Origin of the sequence: Nocardia sp. NPDC050718, from assembly GCF_040654235.1 — a bacterium.
Lineage (GTDB): Bacteria > Actinomycetota > Actinomycetes > Mycobacteriales > Mycobacteriaceae > Nocardia.
Map to the genome: position 1 here is coordinate 409,805 of NZ_JBFAHQ010000002.1, position 18,053 is coordinate 427,857.

General features: G+C 67.3%; 13 protein-coding genes and 4 tRNA genes. 9 read left to right on the forward strand and 8 right to left on the reverse strand.

The genetic code is table 11. The annotated features are described in order from the left end of the window. Positions 1–90 precede the first annotated feature (90 nt). A complete protein-coding gene (locus tag AB0H54_RS11365; protein WP_357344790.1) occupies positions 91–1,044 on the forward strand; it encodes a hypothetical protein in 954 nt (317 codons plus the stop codon). Here the strand turns inward: AB0H54_RS11365 and AB0H54_RS11370 are convergent. The 5 genes from AB0H54_RS11370 to AB0H54_RS11390 all read right to left on the reverse strand — a co-directional run bounded on the left by AB0H54_RS11370 (position 1,010) and on the right by AB0H54_RS11390 (position 3,769). Next, positions 1,010–2,200, reverse strand: a complete 1,191-nt coding sequence (locus AB0H54_RS11370) for a hypothetical protein (protein WP_357344792.1) — start codon at positions 2,198–2,200, stop codon at positions 1,010–1,012. The genes AB0H54_RS11365 and AB0H54_RS11370 overlap by 35 nt on opposite strands. Before the next feature lie 61 nt (positions 2,201–2,261). Continuing rightward, positions 2,262–3,335, reverse strand: a complete 1,074-nt coding sequence (mraY, locus tag AB0H54_RS11375) for a phospho-N-acetylmuramoyl-pentapeptide-transferase (RefSeq protein ID WP_355277444.1) — start codon at positions 3,333–3,335, stop codon at positions 2,262–2,264. 174 nt (positions 3,336–3,509) lie between these two features. Beyond that, a tRNA-Val gene (locus AB0H54_RS11380) sits at positions 3,510–3,584 on the reverse strand. A 1-nt stretch (position 3,585) separates the two neighbouring features. Beyond that, a tRNA-Cys gene (locus tag AB0H54_RS11385) sits at positions 3,586–3,656 on the reverse strand. Positions 3,657–3,697: 41 nt separating this feature from the next. After that, a tRNA-Gly gene (locus tag AB0H54_RS11390) sits at positions 3,698–3,769 on the reverse strand. A 539-nt stretch (positions 3,770–4,308) separates the two neighbouring features. Between AB0H54_RS11390 and AB0H54_RS11395 the strand changes: the two genes are divergently transcribed. Further along, positions 4,309–4,380: transfer RNA gene (locus AB0H54_RS11395), tRNA-Val, on the forward strand. A gap of 230 nt (positions 4,381–4,610) precedes the next feature. On the opposite strand, the gene AB0H54_RS11400 is transcribed toward AB0H54_RS11395, so the two are convergent. Continuing rightward, positions 4,611–5,243, reverse strand: coding sequence for a TetR/AcrR family transcriptional regulator (locus AB0H54_RS11400; RefSeq protein WP_357344795.1), 633 nt, complete (start codon positions 5,241–5,243; stop codon positions 4,611–4,613). Between the two features lie 101 nt (positions 5,244–5,344). On the opposite strand from AB0H54_RS11400, the gene AB0H54_RS11405 reads away from it, so the two are divergent. The 6 genes from AB0H54_RS11405 (at position 5,345) to AB0H54_RS11430 (ending at position 13,068) form a co-directional block, all read left to right on the forward strand. Beyond that, positions 5,345–6,430 carry a hypothetical protein gene (locus AB0H54_RS11405; protein WP_357344797.1) on the forward strand — a complete coding sequence of 362 codons (1,086 nt, stop codon included), beginning with the start codon at positions 5,345–5,347 and terminating at the stop codon, positions 6,428–6,430. Between the two features lie 8 nt (positions 6,431–6,438). Continuing rightward, the gene (locus tag AB0H54_RS11410) at positions 6,439–7,932 is read left to right on the forward strand and encodes an aldehyde dehydrogenase family protein (RefSeq protein WP_357344799.1); all 1,494 of its coding nucleotides are present in this window, start codon (positions 6,439–6,441) and stop codon (positions 7,930–7,932) included. A 26-nt stretch (positions 7,933–7,958) separates the two neighbouring features. After that, positions 7,959–8,801, forward strand: coding sequence for an SDR family oxidoreductase (locus AB0H54_RS11415; RefSeq protein ID WP_357344801.1), 843 nt, complete (start codon positions 7,959–7,961; stop codon positions 8,799–8,801). Next, positions 8,798–10,240, forward strand: a complete 1,443-nt coding sequence (locus AB0H54_RS11420; RefSeq protein WP_357344803.1) for a cytochrome P450 — start codon at positions 8,798–8,800, stop codon at positions 10,238–10,240. The genes AB0H54_RS11415 and AB0H54_RS11420 overlap by 4 nt, the downstream gene beginning before the upstream one ends. Further along, complete coding sequence (locus AB0H54_RS11425; RefSeq protein ID WP_357344805.1) at positions 10,240–11,154, forward strand: oxygenase MpaB family protein; 915 nt, start codon at positions 10,240–10,242, stop codon at positions 11,152–11,154. Before AB0H54_RS11420 ends, AB0H54_RS11425 begins: the two co-directional genes overlap by 1 nt. A gap of 504 nt (positions 11,155–11,658) precedes the next feature. Then, positions 11,659–13,068 (forward strand): toll/interleukin-1 receptor domain-containing protein, encoded by a 1,410-nt coding sequence (locus AB0H54_RS11430; RefSeq protein WP_357344807.1) that lies wholly within the window; start codon positions 11,659–11,661, stop codon positions 13,066–13,068. A gap of 379 nt (positions 13,069–13,447) precedes the next feature. On the opposite strand, the gene AB0H54_RS11435 is transcribed toward AB0H54_RS11430, so the two are convergent. Continuing rightward, the gene (locus AB0H54_RS11435) at positions 13,448–14,977 is read right to left on the reverse strand and encodes a pentapeptide repeat-containing protein (RefSeq protein ID WP_357344809.1); all 1,530 of its coding nucleotides are present in this window, start codon (positions 14,975–14,977) and stop codon (positions 13,448–13,450) included. A gap of 242 nt (positions 14,978–15,219) precedes the next feature. Next, a complete protein-coding gene (locus AB0H54_RS11440; RefSeq protein WP_357344811.1) occupies positions 15,220–16,089 on the reverse strand; it encodes a phytanoyl-CoA dioxygenase family protein in 870 nt (289 codons plus the stop codon). Positions 16,090–16,549: 460 nt separating this feature from the next. Between AB0H54_RS11440 and AB0H54_RS11445 the strand changes: the two genes are divergently transcribed. Next, positions 16,550–17,980: an FAD-dependent oxidoreductase gene (locus tag AB0H54_RS11445; protein WP_357344813.1), complete on the forward strand. Its 1,431-nt coding sequence runs from the start codon at positions 16,550–16,552 to the stop codon at positions 17,978–17,980. Positions 17,981–18,053: the final 73 nt, after the last annotated feature.

Consider the following 18,053-nt stretch of genomic DNA (forward strand, 5'->3'; position numbering starts at 1 on the left):
GGGGCTGGCGGCCGGTCGGTGGCTGCGGGAACCTGAAGAACAGGGCGTGGGCGCGGGCGCACGTCAGGGTCCCTGGTGAGGGAGTGTGGTGTGAGGACGAAGCGGCGAAGCGACACCCAGGTGGTGTGCGGACGGCGGGCGCTGCTCGACGAACTCGGCATCTCCGAAGGAACCCGGCGGGCGGCGCCGGAACGTACCGGATACGGCTGTGGTTGCCCCGAATGCGTGGCGACCCAATGGAATACCCAGCGACTCGAACACTGGATCTGCGGCAGGCTGACCGCGGCAGGCGCCGAGGAAGCCGAGGTCGACGCCCGGGTCGGCGACATCCCGGTCGACATCTTCTGGCGGCGCGGCGACCGGCGCTGCGTGGTCGAGGTGCGCAGCGGCCCCCTCGACATCACCGCGGCCCGCGCGCACCGCAGACGCCTGCAGGCGGCGGGTATCGACGACGTGCTGTGGGTCTGCCCGCAGGGCTACTGGGTGCCGCTGGTGCCCGCGGTCGGCATCGCCGATTTCTCGCCCGCGGCCGCCGACTACCGCATCGATCAGGGCATGCTCGCCGCCGGCGAGACGGGTTTCGCCGGTCCGGTGCGACCGGGCTGGGAACTGCGTGACTTCCTCCAGGGCTGGGTGACCGGCGAGATCCATTGGGGTCATGCGGATTCGACGACAGGAGGGTGGGCCGAGGTGGGCACCTGGGAACGGCATACCGCGGCGCAGGCCGCGATGATCGAGCATCAGCGCGGGGAGCTGCGTGACCAGCGGGTCCAGCTGGCGGTGTCGCGCCAGACCGTGCGCGACAAGCAGAAGCTGGTCACCCGCCTGCACCACCGGATCGACCGCGCGGGCGTGAACGCCGACGCCGAGGCGATCACCCTGGCCGGGGTGCGCAGCGAGTTGGTGGCCCAGCAGCGGATCGCGGCGGGCCTGCGCGCGACGATCGGGCGGATGGACCGCACGATCAATCAGTGGCAGTGGCTGACCTGCTGCGCGATGCTGCTGGTGATCACCGTGCTGGCCGGTGCGATGGTGACGCGCTGAGGCGCATGGGCGTCCGGTCCCACCGCCAGTCGTTGCGCAGGACGAGACCGGCCAGGTCGAGCAGTTCGAGGCCGGTCTCGGCGCGCAGGCTCGCCAGCGCGCCCCGATCGTAGGGGCCCCGGTCGAGATCGGCGGCGATGCGTTCCTCGATCGCCGGGTCGGTGGCGCGGGCCCGCAGCCGGGCCGGGTCCAGCGCGCTGCCGGTCCATGCCAGCCAGCCCCAGCCGTGGTCGTGGGCGTAGGCGCGGGCGAGCTCGCTCTGGATCCGGGTGTGGTGGAAGGCGATCCGGCCCAGCGGGACGACGTCGACGAGCACCGTCCGGCCGTCGGCGAGCTGGGCGGCGACCGTCGGATAGTGCACGTGGTCCGCGCCATCGAAGCTGTAGGTGAGCGCCGTCGGTTCCTCCTGGAACGCCGTCACCGCGGGACTGGCGTCGAGGGTGCGCAGCAATCGGGCCGCCAGCGCGGAGTCGTAGGCGACGTCGCGGCCGACGGTGGCGAGATAGAAGCGGCCGCGGCCGTCGTCGTCGCCGTCGGCGACGCGGGCCGAGGCGGTCGGCAGGGGAGCGGGGGTGCTGGTGGCCCACTCGACGTCGTCGAGCAGCGGCCCCAGCTCGTCGGTCTCGTCGAGAGGCTGTAGTTTGGCCAGGATGCTGGCGGTCTTCTTCTGCCAGCCCAGGATTCGCTGCATCACGTACCCGGCGACGCGCTTGGCGTCGGCCTGGTCGTGCCCGGCCAGGCGCAGCTTCAGATACGACCATTCCATCGCCACCAGATCGGTGTCGGTGGCGTAGGTCTCGGCGAGCAGTTCCCGCACCAGCCGCAGATCGCCCGCGCCGCGCGGGTAGCGGTGCCCGAACACCTCGGCGCAGCGGTGCCCGGAGCGGGCGGCTTCGCGCACGAGCTGCCCGATCGCCTTGGCGTAGAGCTGGCGGACCCGGTCGCGTGCCAGGTCGTAGCGGGCGCCGATGCGGGTGAGGGTTTCCGGGCGCTGCCCGCCGATGCCCAAGCGCAGGGCGACGATGCGCGCGTCCCTGGCCGCGCGTTCGGCGTGCTCGGTGAGCAACTCGGCGACCAGCTCGTCGAGTTCCTCGAGCTCGAAGGAGACATCGGTGGCGATGTCGTGATCGAGTTCCCGCCCACTCCCGGTACTCACTGGGCCACCTCCCGCTCGCTCGTGTCGGGTCAGCGTAGCGGGGCGGGCCGACAGTTCCCGGCTACAGCGCGGTGATGTACTCGCCGTAGAACAGGCACAGCCCGATCGCCGAGGCGATACCGGCCAGCACCCAGAACCGGATGATCACCGCGGTTTCGGGCCAGTTGTTCAATTCGAAGTGGTGATGGAACGGCGCCATCCGGAACAACCGCGTGTGCGTGGTGCGGAAGACGACGATCTGCAGCACCACCGACATGATCTCCGCGACGAACAGCGCGCCGAGCACCACCGCGAGCAGTTCGGTGCGGCTGGTGATCGACAGCCCGGCCACCAGACCACCGAGCCCGAGCGAGCCGGTGTCGCCCATGAAGATCTTGGCAGGCGCCGCGTTCCACCAGAGGAACCCGATGCAGGCGCCCGCGGCGGCGGCGCTGACCACCGCGAGATCGAGCGGATCGCGCACGTTGTAGCACCCGCGCCCGGGGCTGAGTTCACACGAGTTCTCGAACTGCCACAGCGTGATCACCACGTAGGCGCCCAGCGTCAGGCTCATCGAGCCCGCCGCGAGCCCGTCGAGTCCGTCGGTGATGTTGACGGCGTTCGACCACGCCACCACCAGCAGGCAGATGAACGCGACGAAGATCAGCGACCCGAAGGCGATGGTGTTAATGTCGCGGACGTAGGAGAGATTGTGGCCGGCGGGGGTGAGCCCGGTCGCGCCGGGGAAACGCAGCGCGAGCACCGCGAACACCACCGCGGCGCCGATCTGCCCGAGATACTTGCCCGCCGCGGTCAGGCCGAGATTGCGGTGTTTGCGCAGCTTGATCGAGTCGTCGAGGAATCCGACCATGCCCAGCGCCGAGGCCAGCAGCAGCACCAGAATGCCGGATGCGCTGGGTCCCGGCGCGTCCCACAGCAGGCCGATCAGGTGCGAGCCGAGGAACCCCGCCCACACGCCCGCGCCGATCGCGAGTCCGCCCATCGTCGGGGTGCCGCGTTTGGTCTGGTGGCTGGCGGGCCCGTCGATCCGGATCTCCTGCCCGAAGCCGCGGCGCGCGAACACCCGGATCAGGACCGGGGTGAGGGTGATGGTGACGAACAGGGCGATCCCCGCCGACAACAGGATCTGCCTCAACTGCTCGCCCCTCCGTACTGCTGGTCCGCGTCGCCGTCACCGGCCCGGCGACGCCGAGTGCCGATCCTAGGGGAGCGTCGACGGAATCCGGGCCGGGAGTGACCTGGGTTACATGCCGTGACCCGTCGGGCCCGGAAACGCAAGAAGGCCCCGGTCGAAACCGGGGCCTTCTTGTGGTGCGCGATACTGGGATTGAACCAGTGACCTCTTCCGTGTCAGGGAAGCGCTCTCCCGCTGAGCTAATCGCGCGAGGTGGAGACGGGAATCGAACCCGTGTGCACGGCTTTGCAGGCCGTTGCCTCACCACTCGGCCACTCCACCGCGCAAAGGAGGATGGACATGAATGTCTAACCTACCTCTCGAGCGGATGACGGGATTTGAACCCGCGACCCTCACCTTGGCAAGGTGATGCGCTACCACTGCGCTACATCCGCATTCGCACTTCCGGAGGCTGTCTGCCTTGCGGCTTCGCTGCTCTCCGTGGTGCGAGGAAAACATTAGCCGACGGTCGGCGCAGACTACAAATCGGCTGGTAGATGGGCCCAAATGTGAATTACAGGGGTGTTGTTCGGTCGTCGGCGGGGGTGTGGCGGCGGTGGATGCGCGCCGAATCGTCCGTGACGGTTGCGGTCGAGGCTCGGACTTCCCGATCGGGCGAGCTCTCGATCGAGCTGTCGCCCTCGACGTGGTGGCCGGACGCTCCTCGACTTGTGCCCTGCCGCCCGGGCGGCAGGCCTCTGGTGGTGCCGACCTCAGATGTGCTGCCCTCCGGCATGAAATAACGTAGATATGCGCATTGAACCATTCCACTGGTGGAACCCCGGCTGGACCCGAGCGTGCGGGCGGCGGTCCACAGAACAAGCTGTGGACCCCGAAGCCCCCGTTCACGAGGCGATTTGGTGTCACCCGGGTGCACCGTGCTAATGTTCCATCTCGTTCGAGAGGCCCTCCAAATCCTCTCGATACAGTGTTCGGTCCCATAGCTCAGCGGGAGAGCGTCCGCCTCACACGCGGAAGGTCGCTGGTTCGAAACCAGCTGGGACCACTTAAAAACCGCAGGTCAGAGCCTTTTTGGCGATGGCCTGCTTTTTTTCGTGCACTATACGTGCAATAAGAGGCTTTTGTTGGGGGTCTGAAATCCCTCTCATGCCCCGCCATCGACTCCCGCACGCCTCGCTAGATCGTGATTCGTGTCACGGATCGTCGCGGTTCGGATGTCGGAGAGGGCGAGATGCCGGCGGCGAGTGCCTCGTCGGGCGACTCGGCCGGTCGGTGTCAGGTCCGTGGGCCGTGGGCGGCCCGGACACCATCGGAGATCATCAGCCACATCGTCGTGATGTGGTCGATGAATTGCTGCCGGGTCAGCGCCAGCGTGCCGTCGAGCCAGTCGAGGATGGCCTGGATGCTGCCGTTTACCAACATGGTGGCCGCGACATCGATGAGTGAGTGGTCGTCGCCGTGGACCGCTCGAGCCTCCGCGGCGAGCACTTCGACGATCCGGTACACGGCCTCGGTGCGGCGCCGGACGGCCGCCTCGGTCGCGGCCATCTCGCTGAACAACACGCGAAGCCGATCAGGTTGCGCGAGTGCGTATTCGGTGAGATTGGCGGCCATGCTGCGGACCATCTGCTCCAGCGGGACGGTGTTGTCCGGGGCGACCGCGAGTAGCAGGACCTCGGTACCCAGTTCATCGATGACGGCGGCGGCCAGCGCGTCCAGGTCGGTGAAGCACTCGTAGAAGTAGCGCTTGCCGATGCCGGCGTGCTCGGCGATGCGCTCCACCTTCAGCTGACGCCAGCCGCCTGCCGCGACCACGGCAACGGCGGAGTCGATGAACGCCTTGCGTCGACGTTCGGTCCGCTGTACGGCGGTTTCGCCGCCGTAGACGCGCTGCTGTGCGGGTGTCACGGGGTCTCCTGACTCGCTCCTTGACCACGTCGCCAAGATCTGCCACGCTACCGTAACAGTTCATCTAGAACGCAATCGTTACAGATTTAGGAGCGATGACAGTGACGTCGGTAGCTGAGCACCTGGACCCATCGGTCGTCGGCGAAGCGGCAAGCCCGCAGCGGCATCCGATCGAGTGGTGGTACGCGAACGTCCAGATCGAGGCGCCGGGTGCCCCCATCCACGGCATGACCCTGATCTCGATTTTCTCCAAGTTCGACGGGGTGATCGAGGAACATCGGCGGGTCATCATCTCCCCCGAGGGCGGCATCTTCGCCGACTTCGGCAGCGGGCCGCTGACCCGCGACTCCATCCGGGCGAGCGCGACATCGATGGACGTGACTCTGGGCCGCAACCGCATGCGGGGCGCATACCCTTCCTACACACTGGATGTGGACGGCGAAGCGAGCAGTGGTGCGCGGATCGAAGCCCACCTGCTCTACACCGCCGACGTCACCGAGGCTCGCGAGGGCTACATCGGAAACCAGCTCAAGCACTGGGTGATCTACCGCGCCGACGCCAAGGGCACGATCCGCGTCGGAGACGAGACGTACGACGTCACCGGACTGGGCTACATGGAGCACCTCTACGGCACCCTCGGCTGGCTCGAGCCCTACCTGGGTGAGGTAAAGCCGCCCACGTTCGTGGAGGGCTGGAACTGGTACTGGTCACCGGCGGCGGGGCCCTCGGGCGTCGTCGTACAGGCTGGGGGGTTCATTCGGGACGGCGAGGCGGTGCCGTTCGCGTCGATCTGCGCCGACGGCCGCGAACACCACCTGTTCGTCACCGGAACGATCGACGTCCTCGAACGCCGCACTTACGACGGTGTCTCCTACACCCACAAGTTCCGCCTGACCGACAGCAACCCGGCCGGCTCGGTGGACATCACCATCACCCGGCTCCCCGCCGCACAGCGTGCGATCAAGACCGCGCCCGGCGGCAGCAAGGTCGCGTTCATCACCGGCTACGTCAGCTTGGCGGGCACCGTCACGATCGACGGCGTCGAGCACGACGTCACCAGTCCCGCCTTCGGCAGCGTCTTCACCGTGTCGCTGGCGGGCCCGATGCTGGCCGCCCGGGAGCTGCCCGCCGCGATCCGCGTCCCGCTCGGCCGGGTGCTGCGCGTCGCCCAGCAGCTGCGGAAGTGAACCCGCCGATGACGACATTGAAGATCCACCGCCCGGCCGACGGCACGCTCATCGAGGAGATCGTGGCGCACGACGCCGCGCACGTCGACGCGGTCGCTCAGCGGCTGCGCACCGCCCAGGTCGAATGGGTGCGCATCGGTGCCAAAGGCCGAGCCGCCTGGATCAAACGGTACCGAAAGTGGTTGTTCGACAACGCCACGCGCCTGATCGAGATCGCGATGGAGGAAGGCGGTCGGGTCCGCAACGAGCCGACCCTCGAGACCACCCTGATCCCGGAGATCATCGACTACTACCTGCGGGTGACGCCCGCGCTGCTCGAGCCGCGGCCGGTCCGCGGCTCGTCGCCGCTGACCTTCGGCAAGCGCTACACCGTGCACCGGTCCGCGTTCCCGCTCGTGGGTGTCATCGGGGCCTGGAACTTCCCGCTGCTGCTGACCCTCGGCGACGCCATCCCCGCCCTGCTGGCCGGGTCGGCGGTCGCGCTGAAGCCCTCCGAGGTCAATCCGCGCGTGGTCATCGAGGCGGTGCGGGGCTGGCGCGAAGACATCGGCGCCCCACCGGTTCTCGATGTGCTGCTCGGCGGCGGTGAGGTCGGTAGCGCGCTGGTGGACGCGGCCGACTACATCCAGTTCACCGGATCGGTGGCCACGGGCCGGCGGGTCGCGGTGCGGGCGGCCGAGAACCTCATCCCGGTCAGCCTCGAACTGGGCGGTAAGGATCCGCTCATCGTGCTCGCGGGCGCCGATATCGCGCGCGCGGCCAACTGCGCGGTGTACGGCGGCTTCGCCAACAACGGTCAGGTGTGCATGGGCTTCGAACGGGTCTACGTGCACGAGTCCGTCTACGACGAGTTCGTGGATCGGGTAGTCACCAAGGTGCGACAGCTGCGGTCCGGTGTCGACGACCACAGCGATGTCGGTGCCCTGATCCACCCGCCGCAACTTCAGATCGTCGACCGCCAGGTCCGCGACGCGGTGGACAAGGGGGCGCGGATCCTGACCGGCGGCAACCGGATCGACCGGCCGGGCAACTGGTTCGAGCCGACCGTGCTGGTCGACGTGGACCACTCCATGGCCGTCATGCGGGAGGAGACCTTCGGCCCGGTGCTGCCGATCGTGCGCGTCGCCGACGCCGACGAAGCTATCCGTCTCGCCAATGACTCCGAATTCGGTTTGTCCGCATCGGTTTTCGCGGCCACGGTCGCCGAGGGCAAACGCGTCGCCGACCGGCTCGACACCGGCGCGGTGTCGATCGACGACTTCGTCGCCAACATGGTGTGCGCCGATGTGCCGCAGGGCGGATGGAAGAAGTCGGGTGTCGGCTCCCGGCTGTCGGAGACCGGACTGCTGAAGTTCACCCACACGAAAGTCGTTGCCGCCAATTGGATTCCGACACTCGACAACGACGTGTTCTGGTTCCCCTACACCCCCGCTCGCCGTGCCGTATTCGGCGCGGCGGCCCGACTGATCCAGGGCCGCGGCTCGGGCCGATTCGGTCTCTGAACCTCGGTAGAAGAGAAGGAACAACGATGTCCCTGCTGACGCATTACCCACCAATAGATCTCCGCGGCGCCGTCGTGGCCGTCACCGGCGGTGCCCGCGGCATCGGCCGGGCGACTGCCGCGCTGTTCGCCGCCAGGGGCGCCGCGGTCACGATCGGCGATCTCGACGCCGCGACGGTCGAGACGACCGCGAAGGAAATCGGCAGTCGCGGTGTCGTTCTCGACGTGACCTCGCGCGCCTCGATCGACGGCTTCCTGGCCGCGGCCGGGCCGGTCGACATCCTGGTGAACAACGCCGGCATCATGCCGCTGGGCACGTTCCTCGACGAGCCCACCAACATCAGCGCCGCGCAGATCAACGTGAACTTCTGGGGCCCGATCCACGGGATGCAGGCCGCGCTGCCGGGCATGATCGAGCGCGGGCGCGGCCATATCGTCAATGTCGCCTCCCTGGCCGGCAAGATGCCGACCCCCGGTGGGGCGGTCTACTGCGGTACCAAGCACGCGGTGGTGGGTTTGAGCACGTCGGTGCGCGCCGAGGTTGCCGAACACGGCGTGAGTGTCAGCACGGTCATGCCGAGCCTGGTGCACACCGATCTGGGTTCGGGCGCGAGCCTGCCCAGCGCGCTGTCGCTGGAACCCGAGGATGTCGCCCGCGCGATCGTCGACAGCGTCCGCCACCGGCGGGCCGAGATGGTCCTGCCGCGCTGGCTCGGCGCCGCCGTCGACGTGACCCGGGTACTGCCCGGCGCGGTCGTCGACACGACGCTGCGGGTGGGCGGACTTCGTGACCGCGGGCTCGCGGCAAACGACAGCGCCGAGCGCGCCGAATACCGGCGCCGGCTGGCCGGACAGGCGCAGCGGTCATGATCACAGCACTTGCCCGGCAGGCGGAATCGGTGATCCTCGGCGCTGCCCTGCGCCTGCCCGCCCGGCCCTCCGATCTGGCGCAGCCCCCGGCGGGCAGCGGGCTACTGCCCGTCCGCGGTGACGGTGGGCTGCCGCTGGTCGGTTACTCGCTCAACGTCTTCGACGACCTGCTCGGCATGCAGCGTCTGCTCCACGACCGCTACGGTCCCGTGCACTGGACCAGTGCGTTCGGTACCCGGCTGGTGCTCGCGGTGGGTGAGGAGGCCGCCGGGGAGGTGCTCGCCAACCGCGACCGGACCTTCGCCAGCTCGGGCTGGACTCGGTTCCTGGGACCGTTCTTCCGGCGCGGCATCATCCTGATGGACGCCGAGGAGCACATGTTCCATCGCCGCATTTTGCAGCAGGCCTTCACCCGGCCCCGCCTGGTCGGCTACCTCGCCACCATGAACGAGACCATCGACGAGTCGCTGGCCCGGTGGGAACCCAGCGCCGAATTCATGATGTACCCCACCGCCAAACAGCTCACCCTCGACATCGCGTCCTCGGTGTTCATGGGTGCCCGGCTCGGATCCGAAGCACGGCGGCTGCATCGCGCGTTCACCACGTCCGTCGAGGCCACCTTGGCGATCGTGCGCGCCGACATTCCCGGTGGTCGCTGGCACGCGGGCCTGCGTGGGCGAAAGGTCCTCGAGGAGTACTTCCGTTCCCAGCTGGCCGCCAAGCGCGCCGACCCGGGCACCGACCTGTTCTCGGTGTTGTGCGGGGCCAAAGACGAGACCGGGGCCGAGTTCAGCGACGACGACGTCGTCAACCACATGATCTTCCTGCTCATGGCGGCCCACGACACGACGACCACGACCATCGCCATGATGACGTATTTCCTTGCCCAGCGCCCGGATTGGCAGGAGCGCGTGCGGGCCGAGAGCCTGGCCCTTGGCAAGGACTCCCTCGACTACGACGACCTGGAACAGCTGCCGTCCCTGGATCTGGTGTTCAAGGAGACCCTGCGCATGTGCTCGCCGGTGGGCATGCTCGCCCGCGAAGCCGTGGCCGACACCTCGATTCTCGGCCACTACGTGCCGAAGGGCACTCTGATCGGGTTGGCACTGTCGTCCGGGCACCGGATGGAACCGTGGTGGTCCGACCCCGACCGCTTCGATCCGGAACGATTCGCCCCGGACCGGCGCGAGGACAAACGTCATCGCACCACTTTCGCGCCGTTCGGTGGCGGTGCCCACAAGTGCATCGGCATGTATTTCGGTGGGATGGAAGCCAAGACGATCCTGCACAAGATGCTGCTGCGGTACGCGTGGAGTGTGCCCCGCGGCTACCTGCCCCGGATCGGTTTCGGCACCGGCCCCTACCCGGTCGACAACTTGCCGATCCAGCTGGCGCGCCGCACGAGCGACGCGCACAACCACTCCCGGCGGAGTGCGTGATGACCGAGCAACCTACCCACACCTCCTATCGCGAGCGGGTCCGCGACGCGGAACCGATGGTGGTGGACGAGCAGCACATCGACTCCGCGCCACGGCTCGGCCCCGACTCGCTGATCTGGAAGTTCTACGGCGACTACCGAGTTCAGCTGTTCGGCTTCCAGCGGCTGGCCGGCACCGAGAACGCGGTCGCCGAGCTTGCGCAGGGGGTCACCGACCATTCGATCATCTTCGGTGACTTCCTCGGCCGCGCCATGCGCACCGCGCCCCCGGTGCTGAAGGCCGTCTACAGCGACGAGCCCTACACGTGGGGGAACACGGTCCGCGACTTCCACAAGAACATCAAGGGGGAGATGCCCGACGGTTCGCGCTATCACGCCCTCAACCCCGAGCTGTTCTATTGGGCGCATGCGACGTTCGTCGACCAGATCCTCTACTGCACAGACACTTTCGTGCGCAAGCTGTCCTACGAGGAGAAGGCCCAGATCTTCGAGGAAAGCAAGATCTGGTACCGGCACTACGGGGTCAGCGCCCGCAGCCAGCCGCAGACCTACGACGAGTTCGTCGCGTACTGGGACGGCATGCTCGACCGCTTCGCACCCAACAAGACGCTGACCTACGCGACCGGATACATCCGCAAGGGTGTGCCCGGCCCCTCGTCGGTGCCGTCGCCGATCTGGACCGTGCTGGCCGCGCCGCTGAACGGTTACATCCGCACGATGATCGTCGGAACGATGCCACCGCAACTGCGCGCGGCCTGCGCGCTGGACTGGGACGAGCGCCGCGAGCGCCGATTCCAGCGTGCCGCGGCCACGGTTCGCGCCCTCGACCCGCTCCTCAGCCGATTGCCGACCCGGCTCCGGTACGCCCCGTGGGCGGCCGAGGGCTGGCAGCGTGTCCGCAAGACGCGGACCTGACCCGAAAGCGTTTCCATGCCTGTTCCGTCAACGCTGACGTTCGAACGGCTGCGCGCTCTGATCGCGATCGACGAGCCGGCCGCACGACAGACCGCCACGGCAACCTTTCCGGCACTGACGTTCCTCGCAGAGGCGAAGGCCAGCACACCACCGCACCGGACTCGTCGGTGATCACACCGTCGTTCGGCAATTCCGCGACAAGGCCGCGACTCACGTCGGTGAAGTCGCGGTCGTTGTCGAAGTCGAAATACGAGCGTGCTGCCTGCCCTATCGAGCGTGTCTGCTCCGTAGCACCGCGCGCGTGCGTCGTCATACTGGCCCTCCACCCAGGATCGCCAACCGGCCGATACCGCCGACTCTGCCAAGGCGACAATCCGACAACCTCACCCGCAACGGGGGAAACCACTCCGGGAACCACGGCATCGCCCGCAAATCTCCTATCCGAACAAGTCCGGCCCAGCCATACTCTCGTAGTGCCCGTTCCGGGCAGACCTGGGAGGTGAAGTGGTCACGATCGAATCGGCAGCGCGACGTCCCGGGATGGTGTTTTTGAGCTACCGGCGCGAGGACACCCAACACGTCGCAGGCAGACTCTTCGACCGGCTCACAGATAGGTTCGGCGATGATCGAGTCTTCATGGACATCGACTCGATCGAACCCGGTGTCGATTTCACCGAGGTCGTAGCCGACGCGATCGGCCGTTGCACTGTACTGCTGGCGCTGATCGGACAACGCTGGGCGACAGTCACCAACACGCAAGGGCAGCGTCGACTCGATACCCCCGGCGATCTCGTCGCTGCAGAGATCGCTGCAGCGCTGTCCCGCAACATTCGGGTGATATCGGTGCTCGTCGACGGCGCCGCGATGCCGAGCCAGGCACACCTGCCGCCCGCGCTGCAGACCCTGGCCTTTCGCAACGCCGTTCACCTGCGCCACGAAACCTTCCGCGCAGACACGACTAGGCTGCTGGACACCCTGGAGAAGGCGTTCCAGCCACCATCCCACGGCCCGACCTCCACCGGCCGGCCACCTGCCGCGACTCCAGCCCGATCGAACGAGAACCGCACCACGCGCTCGACCGGCACGGAACCGGCCACCTCTGCCCGACGATCGAGTTCGCAGATCCACCCCAACGCGCCGGATCGCCAGCACCCGGAATGGGCGCCGCTCCGGCGCGACGAGGGCCGCTCGGCCAGATTGACAGTGACGTTGCGGGCGGATCGATCGATCACCTACACCTTCACCGTCAGAACCGGATTGGATGGGAAACTCCATGCGAAGGTGGACGGCACCAAACGGCCTGACCTCAGGCGTGAGCTGAGGCTGGCGCCGCACTACCGCACTCGGCTCCACTACGACGTTCGAGTCGACGGCACTATGTTTCGGTTGGTCGCCGACCGCGGCGAGATGAAGAACCCGTCGGGCATGTTCCGGCAGCTGTTACTGATCGCCGATGGACGCGAGGTCTACAACGACTTCCACATCACGGATCGGCGTCGCCGGCCCACTGCCGGACGGCCGCTGCCGTCGCAGGGCCTGGCTGTCGCGGAGGCATTGTGGCAGTTCGGGATCTACCCGGGGATCGACACCTTTCCCGAGATCTCGGCCAGCCGGGAGTCCATGGCACGCACGTATCTGGGAATCCCCGCTCAGGAGGCGATCTTGTGTCTGGTCGACCGCTCGCCGGCGCTGGACGGCAGTGAGTGCGCGGCATTCACCGAGCGCGGTGTGTACGAAGTGTTCGCCAAGGCTGTGCGGTTCAAGGAATACGAGGAAATGCCGCGGTGGACTGTCCCTGGCGTGGGGCACCCTGCTCCACCCACCATCACTTTCGGTGGTACAAGGGTCACTCCGCAGATCGTTGACGAGATGTTCGACGCGACTTTGTCGCGGTTGCCGGGTACTCGGGGCTGACCATCGGCGCGAACCCTTGTTCGATCCCGCCAGTGTCCTCGGATACATTGGGCCAGAATCGATCCGGAGTGCGAGGTGCGACCGGCCACACCGAAGCGGCGACTGATCATGGGAACCCTGTGCATGTGCGATCAGCCGCCGCGGTGCGGCTCCCGGATCGTTCGGTCAACGCTGCGGCTGATGCAGGGCGATTCAGTTGTGAGGCTGGCTATGTCAGCCTTCCTCGGTCAGTTTCGAGATGTTGGCGGTCGATATGGCAGGTCGGTCCCTAGGTGCGGCGCGCTTGACGCATGAGCCACGCCAACACCCCCCAACTCCGGACGAGTCGCCAACGGCCAGCCCGCATACCCTCGACCCAGCTCGGTGCGGTCGAGAGGGATCAATTCTCGACCGCTGTGCGGTCGCGTACGCGTGGGGAGTTCATGGTGCTCGCGACGGGCGGCCATTTTCGTGGTTCGACATTGTTCGGCTTCCCGACGCCATCATTGCCCCAATCGAACACCGGCGGCGGCGGACCCCACTGCCGCGGCCGGGTGAAGGCTATTCGCCCCGAGCCGAAGTCGGCAGCTACGAAACTGGATATGCCCGCGAATGTCGCCTCTTCGAACGTGGCGTTGGTGGTGAACGTCGTTTCGTGGAACGTGGCGTTGCCGGTGAAGGTCGCCCCGTCGAACTTGGCGAAGCTGGTGAACGTCGCTCCGTCGAACGTCGCGTCGCCGGTGAACGTCGTCCCGTCGAACTTGGCGAAGCCGATGAACGTCGCCTCTTCGAACCTGGCGTCGCTGGTGAAGATCACCTTGGTGAACCAGCCATCGCTGAACGTCGCCCGGTCGAATGTGGCGTCACTGAACGTCGCCTCCTGAAACACGGACAGCCCGGTATACGTCGCTTCTTCGAAGGTGGCGTCGGCGGTGAACGTCGCCTTGTTGAACGTGGAGCTGCTGGTGAACGCCACCTTGTCGAAGATCGCGTCACCGTTGAACATCGCCCCGTCGAAGGAGGCGACGCGGGTGAACGTCGCCTTACTGAAGTTTGCGGCGCTGGTGAAGGTCGCCTCGTCGAAGGTGGTGAAGCCGGTGAACGTCGCGTCTTCGAAAATGGCGCTACGGGTGAATGTCGCGCCTTCGAACGTCGCGGCACCGGTGAACGTTGTCTCGGCGAACCTCGCGGCGCCGGAGAATGCCGCACGGCTCAAGTCGACGTCTTCGAGGTGAGCGGTGCGGAAGTCGAAGTCGCTTGCCGACCAACTGTATTCGGCCTCCGGTCGCAGACGATCGGCAATCACTCGCACGATGGTCTTCCGGACCTCGCTGTCATTCTGCCGATACTCGATGTGTTCCTCGGTTTCCCCACGAACTCGCCCGTGCTCGACGCGGGGCGCCTTGACCACGAACTTGGTCCGGCCACTGGCGCCGTGCTCGGCGTCATAGGGCAGGCGCAGGTAGCCACAGAGGACATCGATGCACTGTTGGCGGCGTAGGCCCTCGGATTCGTCGGCGGCGCCGGCCATCGCGTACACCCCGGCGATTCGGACGGCGACGTCGGTCGCCCCGAGCTGGGCCGCCGCGGCGCCGAAGCGCTCCACGAACCGGCCCTGCTCGAGATCACGCTGGCGTCTGTAGGCGATCACCAGCGCGACCACACCACCCACACCCGCCACAACCGTCAACGCCATCCTGGTCACGTCGATCTCGGCCGCGGCCTTGGCCTCATCGACAGGTGTAATCCAGCGAAGGAGCCCGTAGGCAGCGAACGCCACGACCAGTCCGGCGACCAGCATGAGCCCAACCGCGGCGAACAATCGGATCCGACCTGTGCGGCGACTCAGTGCCGCCCGGTCCATTCGCGCACGCAGCGCGGTCGACTTCATCCGCGCTCGTGCGCCAGCGGCGCTCACCCATTCGAGCATCGCTTGATTGTGCTGGAAACCGTGCCCTACTTCGACAAACGCCACGGGAGTGTTGCGGTGTCGTCGAGGCGTGGTTCGGTCACGCGGGACTGCCCGAATAGGACCGGAGCCGGTGAGGGCTCGGTCGAGGCGCGGGTGGCTGGGGGAGTCCAGATGTCGCTTTCGACGATGGCTGGTCAGACATGGCGTTCCATGTTTGACCAGCCATTTTTCGTGCAGAATGCGTGCCGCTCGGGGACCGCTCAGAGCCCCAGGTAGTCCGAGAGCTCGTGGTAGTCGCTCATCCACAAACCCGCGGTGCCCTTCGGGTACTGCGAGCGGAAACCGATCAGGCTCTGCACCCGCGGCGACAGCGTGCGCGCCGTCTCCATGGAGACGAGGAATGGGTAGGCCTCCTCGCCGGTGAGGATGCTGGGGGAGAGGCCGATGCTGAGCGCCCGGCGGTAGAAGTCGGTGGTCACGTTCGCGCCGCCGCCGTGCGCCAGTTTGGAGCTGAAGAGCAGGACGTCGCCGGCGTTCATGGTGGCGGGGATGGTCTGCTCGGGTGTGCCTCGGTCCTCGTAGTCCGGCCAGGTGTGGCTGCCCGGGATCACGCGGGTGGCGCCGTTCTCCTCGGTGAACTCGGTCAGCGCGAAGAAGAAGTTCACGCCGGTCTCCGGGCCGGCCGGTCCCAGGCTCAGGAATGGGTACCAGTTCTCGAGGTCGCGGTGCAGCGGCTGCGCGGCGTTGCCCGGACCGATCTCGATCACCTGGCCGGTCACCATCCAGTAACTGCCGGCCTCCTCGAGGAAGATGCCGTCGCTCAGCGCGTGGAGCACGTCGTCGTCGATGATCTCCTTCCGGAAGGTCTCGCTGTGGGTGATCATGTTGGTCAACCGCTTGGTGTTGGCGCCGAAGAAGACCTGCATCCCGTCGTCGTCGACCCGCGACCCGGGACGGATGGCCTGCAGCGAGGGCTCGATGTCGGTATTGAGTCGAGCTACCTGGTCGGCCGTCAGGAAGCGCTCGATGATCACCGCGCCGTCCGCTGCGAGGATCCCGAGGATCTCGCTGATCGGAGCGTTGCGGTCGGCCCTCCGAAGGGTTGCGCCGGTCGTCGTTTCTTCAGCCACGGTGTCCATCCGATCTGTTCGAAGTGTCCCGACGGGTTGTCCCCGCCCACGAAGGCGTCACTGCGGACGATGTGACGCTGATCTCTAGACTCACCGCCTCGTGCGTGACGATCCACGCACATGCGCACCAGCTCCTCGGGCCGAGCTGTGCGGCATGCACACCGCGGGTCGCCGACGCTGATACCGGCCCCGGATGCGACGGCACTCGAGCGGCACCGGTGGCCGTGAACTGTCGGCCGAGCGCGCTGCGGCGCTGAGGGGAGCCGGCCGAAGTGCTTCCGAACCGGTACACCGAGTGTGAATTCCGGGTCTTGGGCCGAGCACCCTGGGCGGCTCGGTTATCGGCAGGTGAATTGTGCACCACCGGCGGTTCGCACCTTGTGGGGGTTGTAGTAGAGCGTCAGTGACCTCGGTCACGAAGCTGGACTACGACATCCGGACAGTGCTGTAGGAGGACCCCATGGAATACGAGAACGCGATGGTCGATGTGATCGTTGTCGGTGCAGGCCTTTCGGGGCTGGTCGCCGCGCGACGTCTCGATCAGGCGGGTATCACGTCTCTGCGAGTCCTCGAAGCACGGGACAGAGTCGGCGGGCGCACCAAGACCCATCAACTCGTCAACGGTCGATTCGCCGAAGAAGGCGGCCAGCTCGTCGGACCGGAGTACAAGCGGCTCATCGCACTGGGAGACGAGCTCGGGGTGGCGACCTGGCCGCACCATGAGCACGGCAAGTCGGTCTTCGAGCGGCGCGGTCGCGTCATCCGGTTCGACGGCTCGATGCCGTGGTCGGCGGACCCCGTGGGGTCGGCGGACTTCATGCAGTCGTTGATTCGGCTCGACCGCTGGTGCAAGCGCTGTCCGGACGGCGACGACGCGCTCGCGACGCCCGAAGCCGCGGCACTGGATGCCCGCACGTTCGCGTCGTGGGTGAACCGCACCACCAAGACCGCGACGGCACGCACGCTGTGGGCCATCATCGGTGCCCTGACACTGGGAGCCCAGCCGGGTGACCTGTCGTTGTTCTACGTTCTGCGCCACATCCGCGCGATCGGCGGCGTGGAAGCCTTGCTCGCCTCCCTGTCGGGCGGCTCCGAGCGTTCGTTCACCGGCGGTTCGGCCGAGCTGAGCATCAGAATGGCCGCCGAACTCGGCGACCGGCTCGTCCTCGGCGTGCCGACGCTCGCGATCCGGCAGTTCGACGACCATGTCGAGGTCGACACCGCGGGCGTCACCCACCGTGCCCGCCGCGTGGTGATCGCGATGAGCCCGGCCGATCGCACCGCGATCAGTATCGATCCCCAGCTCCCGTTGCCGCAGCGGAACCTGGGCGAGCGGCTGGCGATGGCGCACGCCTTCAAGGTCCACGTGGTCTATTCGGAGCCCTTCTGGCGCCGCAAGGGTCTCAGTGGCGCGAGCATGAGCGACTCCGCGCCGCTCATGCTGACCTTCGACGACACCGCGCCCGGCGAAAAAGAGGGTGTCCTGGTCGGTTTCGCGCGCGGGGACGGCGGACGCAGTGCCGATCTGCCCGACCCCATGCCTGCCGACCCGGCCCGTCGTCGAGCGGCGGTCCTGGCTGGTTTGGCCAGGGCGTTCGGCGAGGAGGCGCTGAACCCGGTCGAGTACCACGAGATGAACTGGACCGAAGAGCGCTGGACGACGGGGTGCGTGCCGATCTGGTCGCCCGGGCTCGTCACCACGTGCGGGCCGGGCTCGGTCGCGGTGGCCGGTCGGGTGCACTTCGCGGGCTCGGAGACCTCGCCCGTCTGGACCGGTTCGATGGAGGGCGCGGTGATCGCCGGTGAACGAGCGGCCGCCGAGGTGGCGGCGGCGTCCGCCGCCGAGCTCGCCGACCGCCGAGTTTCGGGGGTTGCGACGCCGGTCGTGTGACGAAGACTTTCGACCCGCCCAGTTCGGCATGAGCGCTGGGCGGGTCCGACAGTTGCAGCGACTTCAGGGTTTC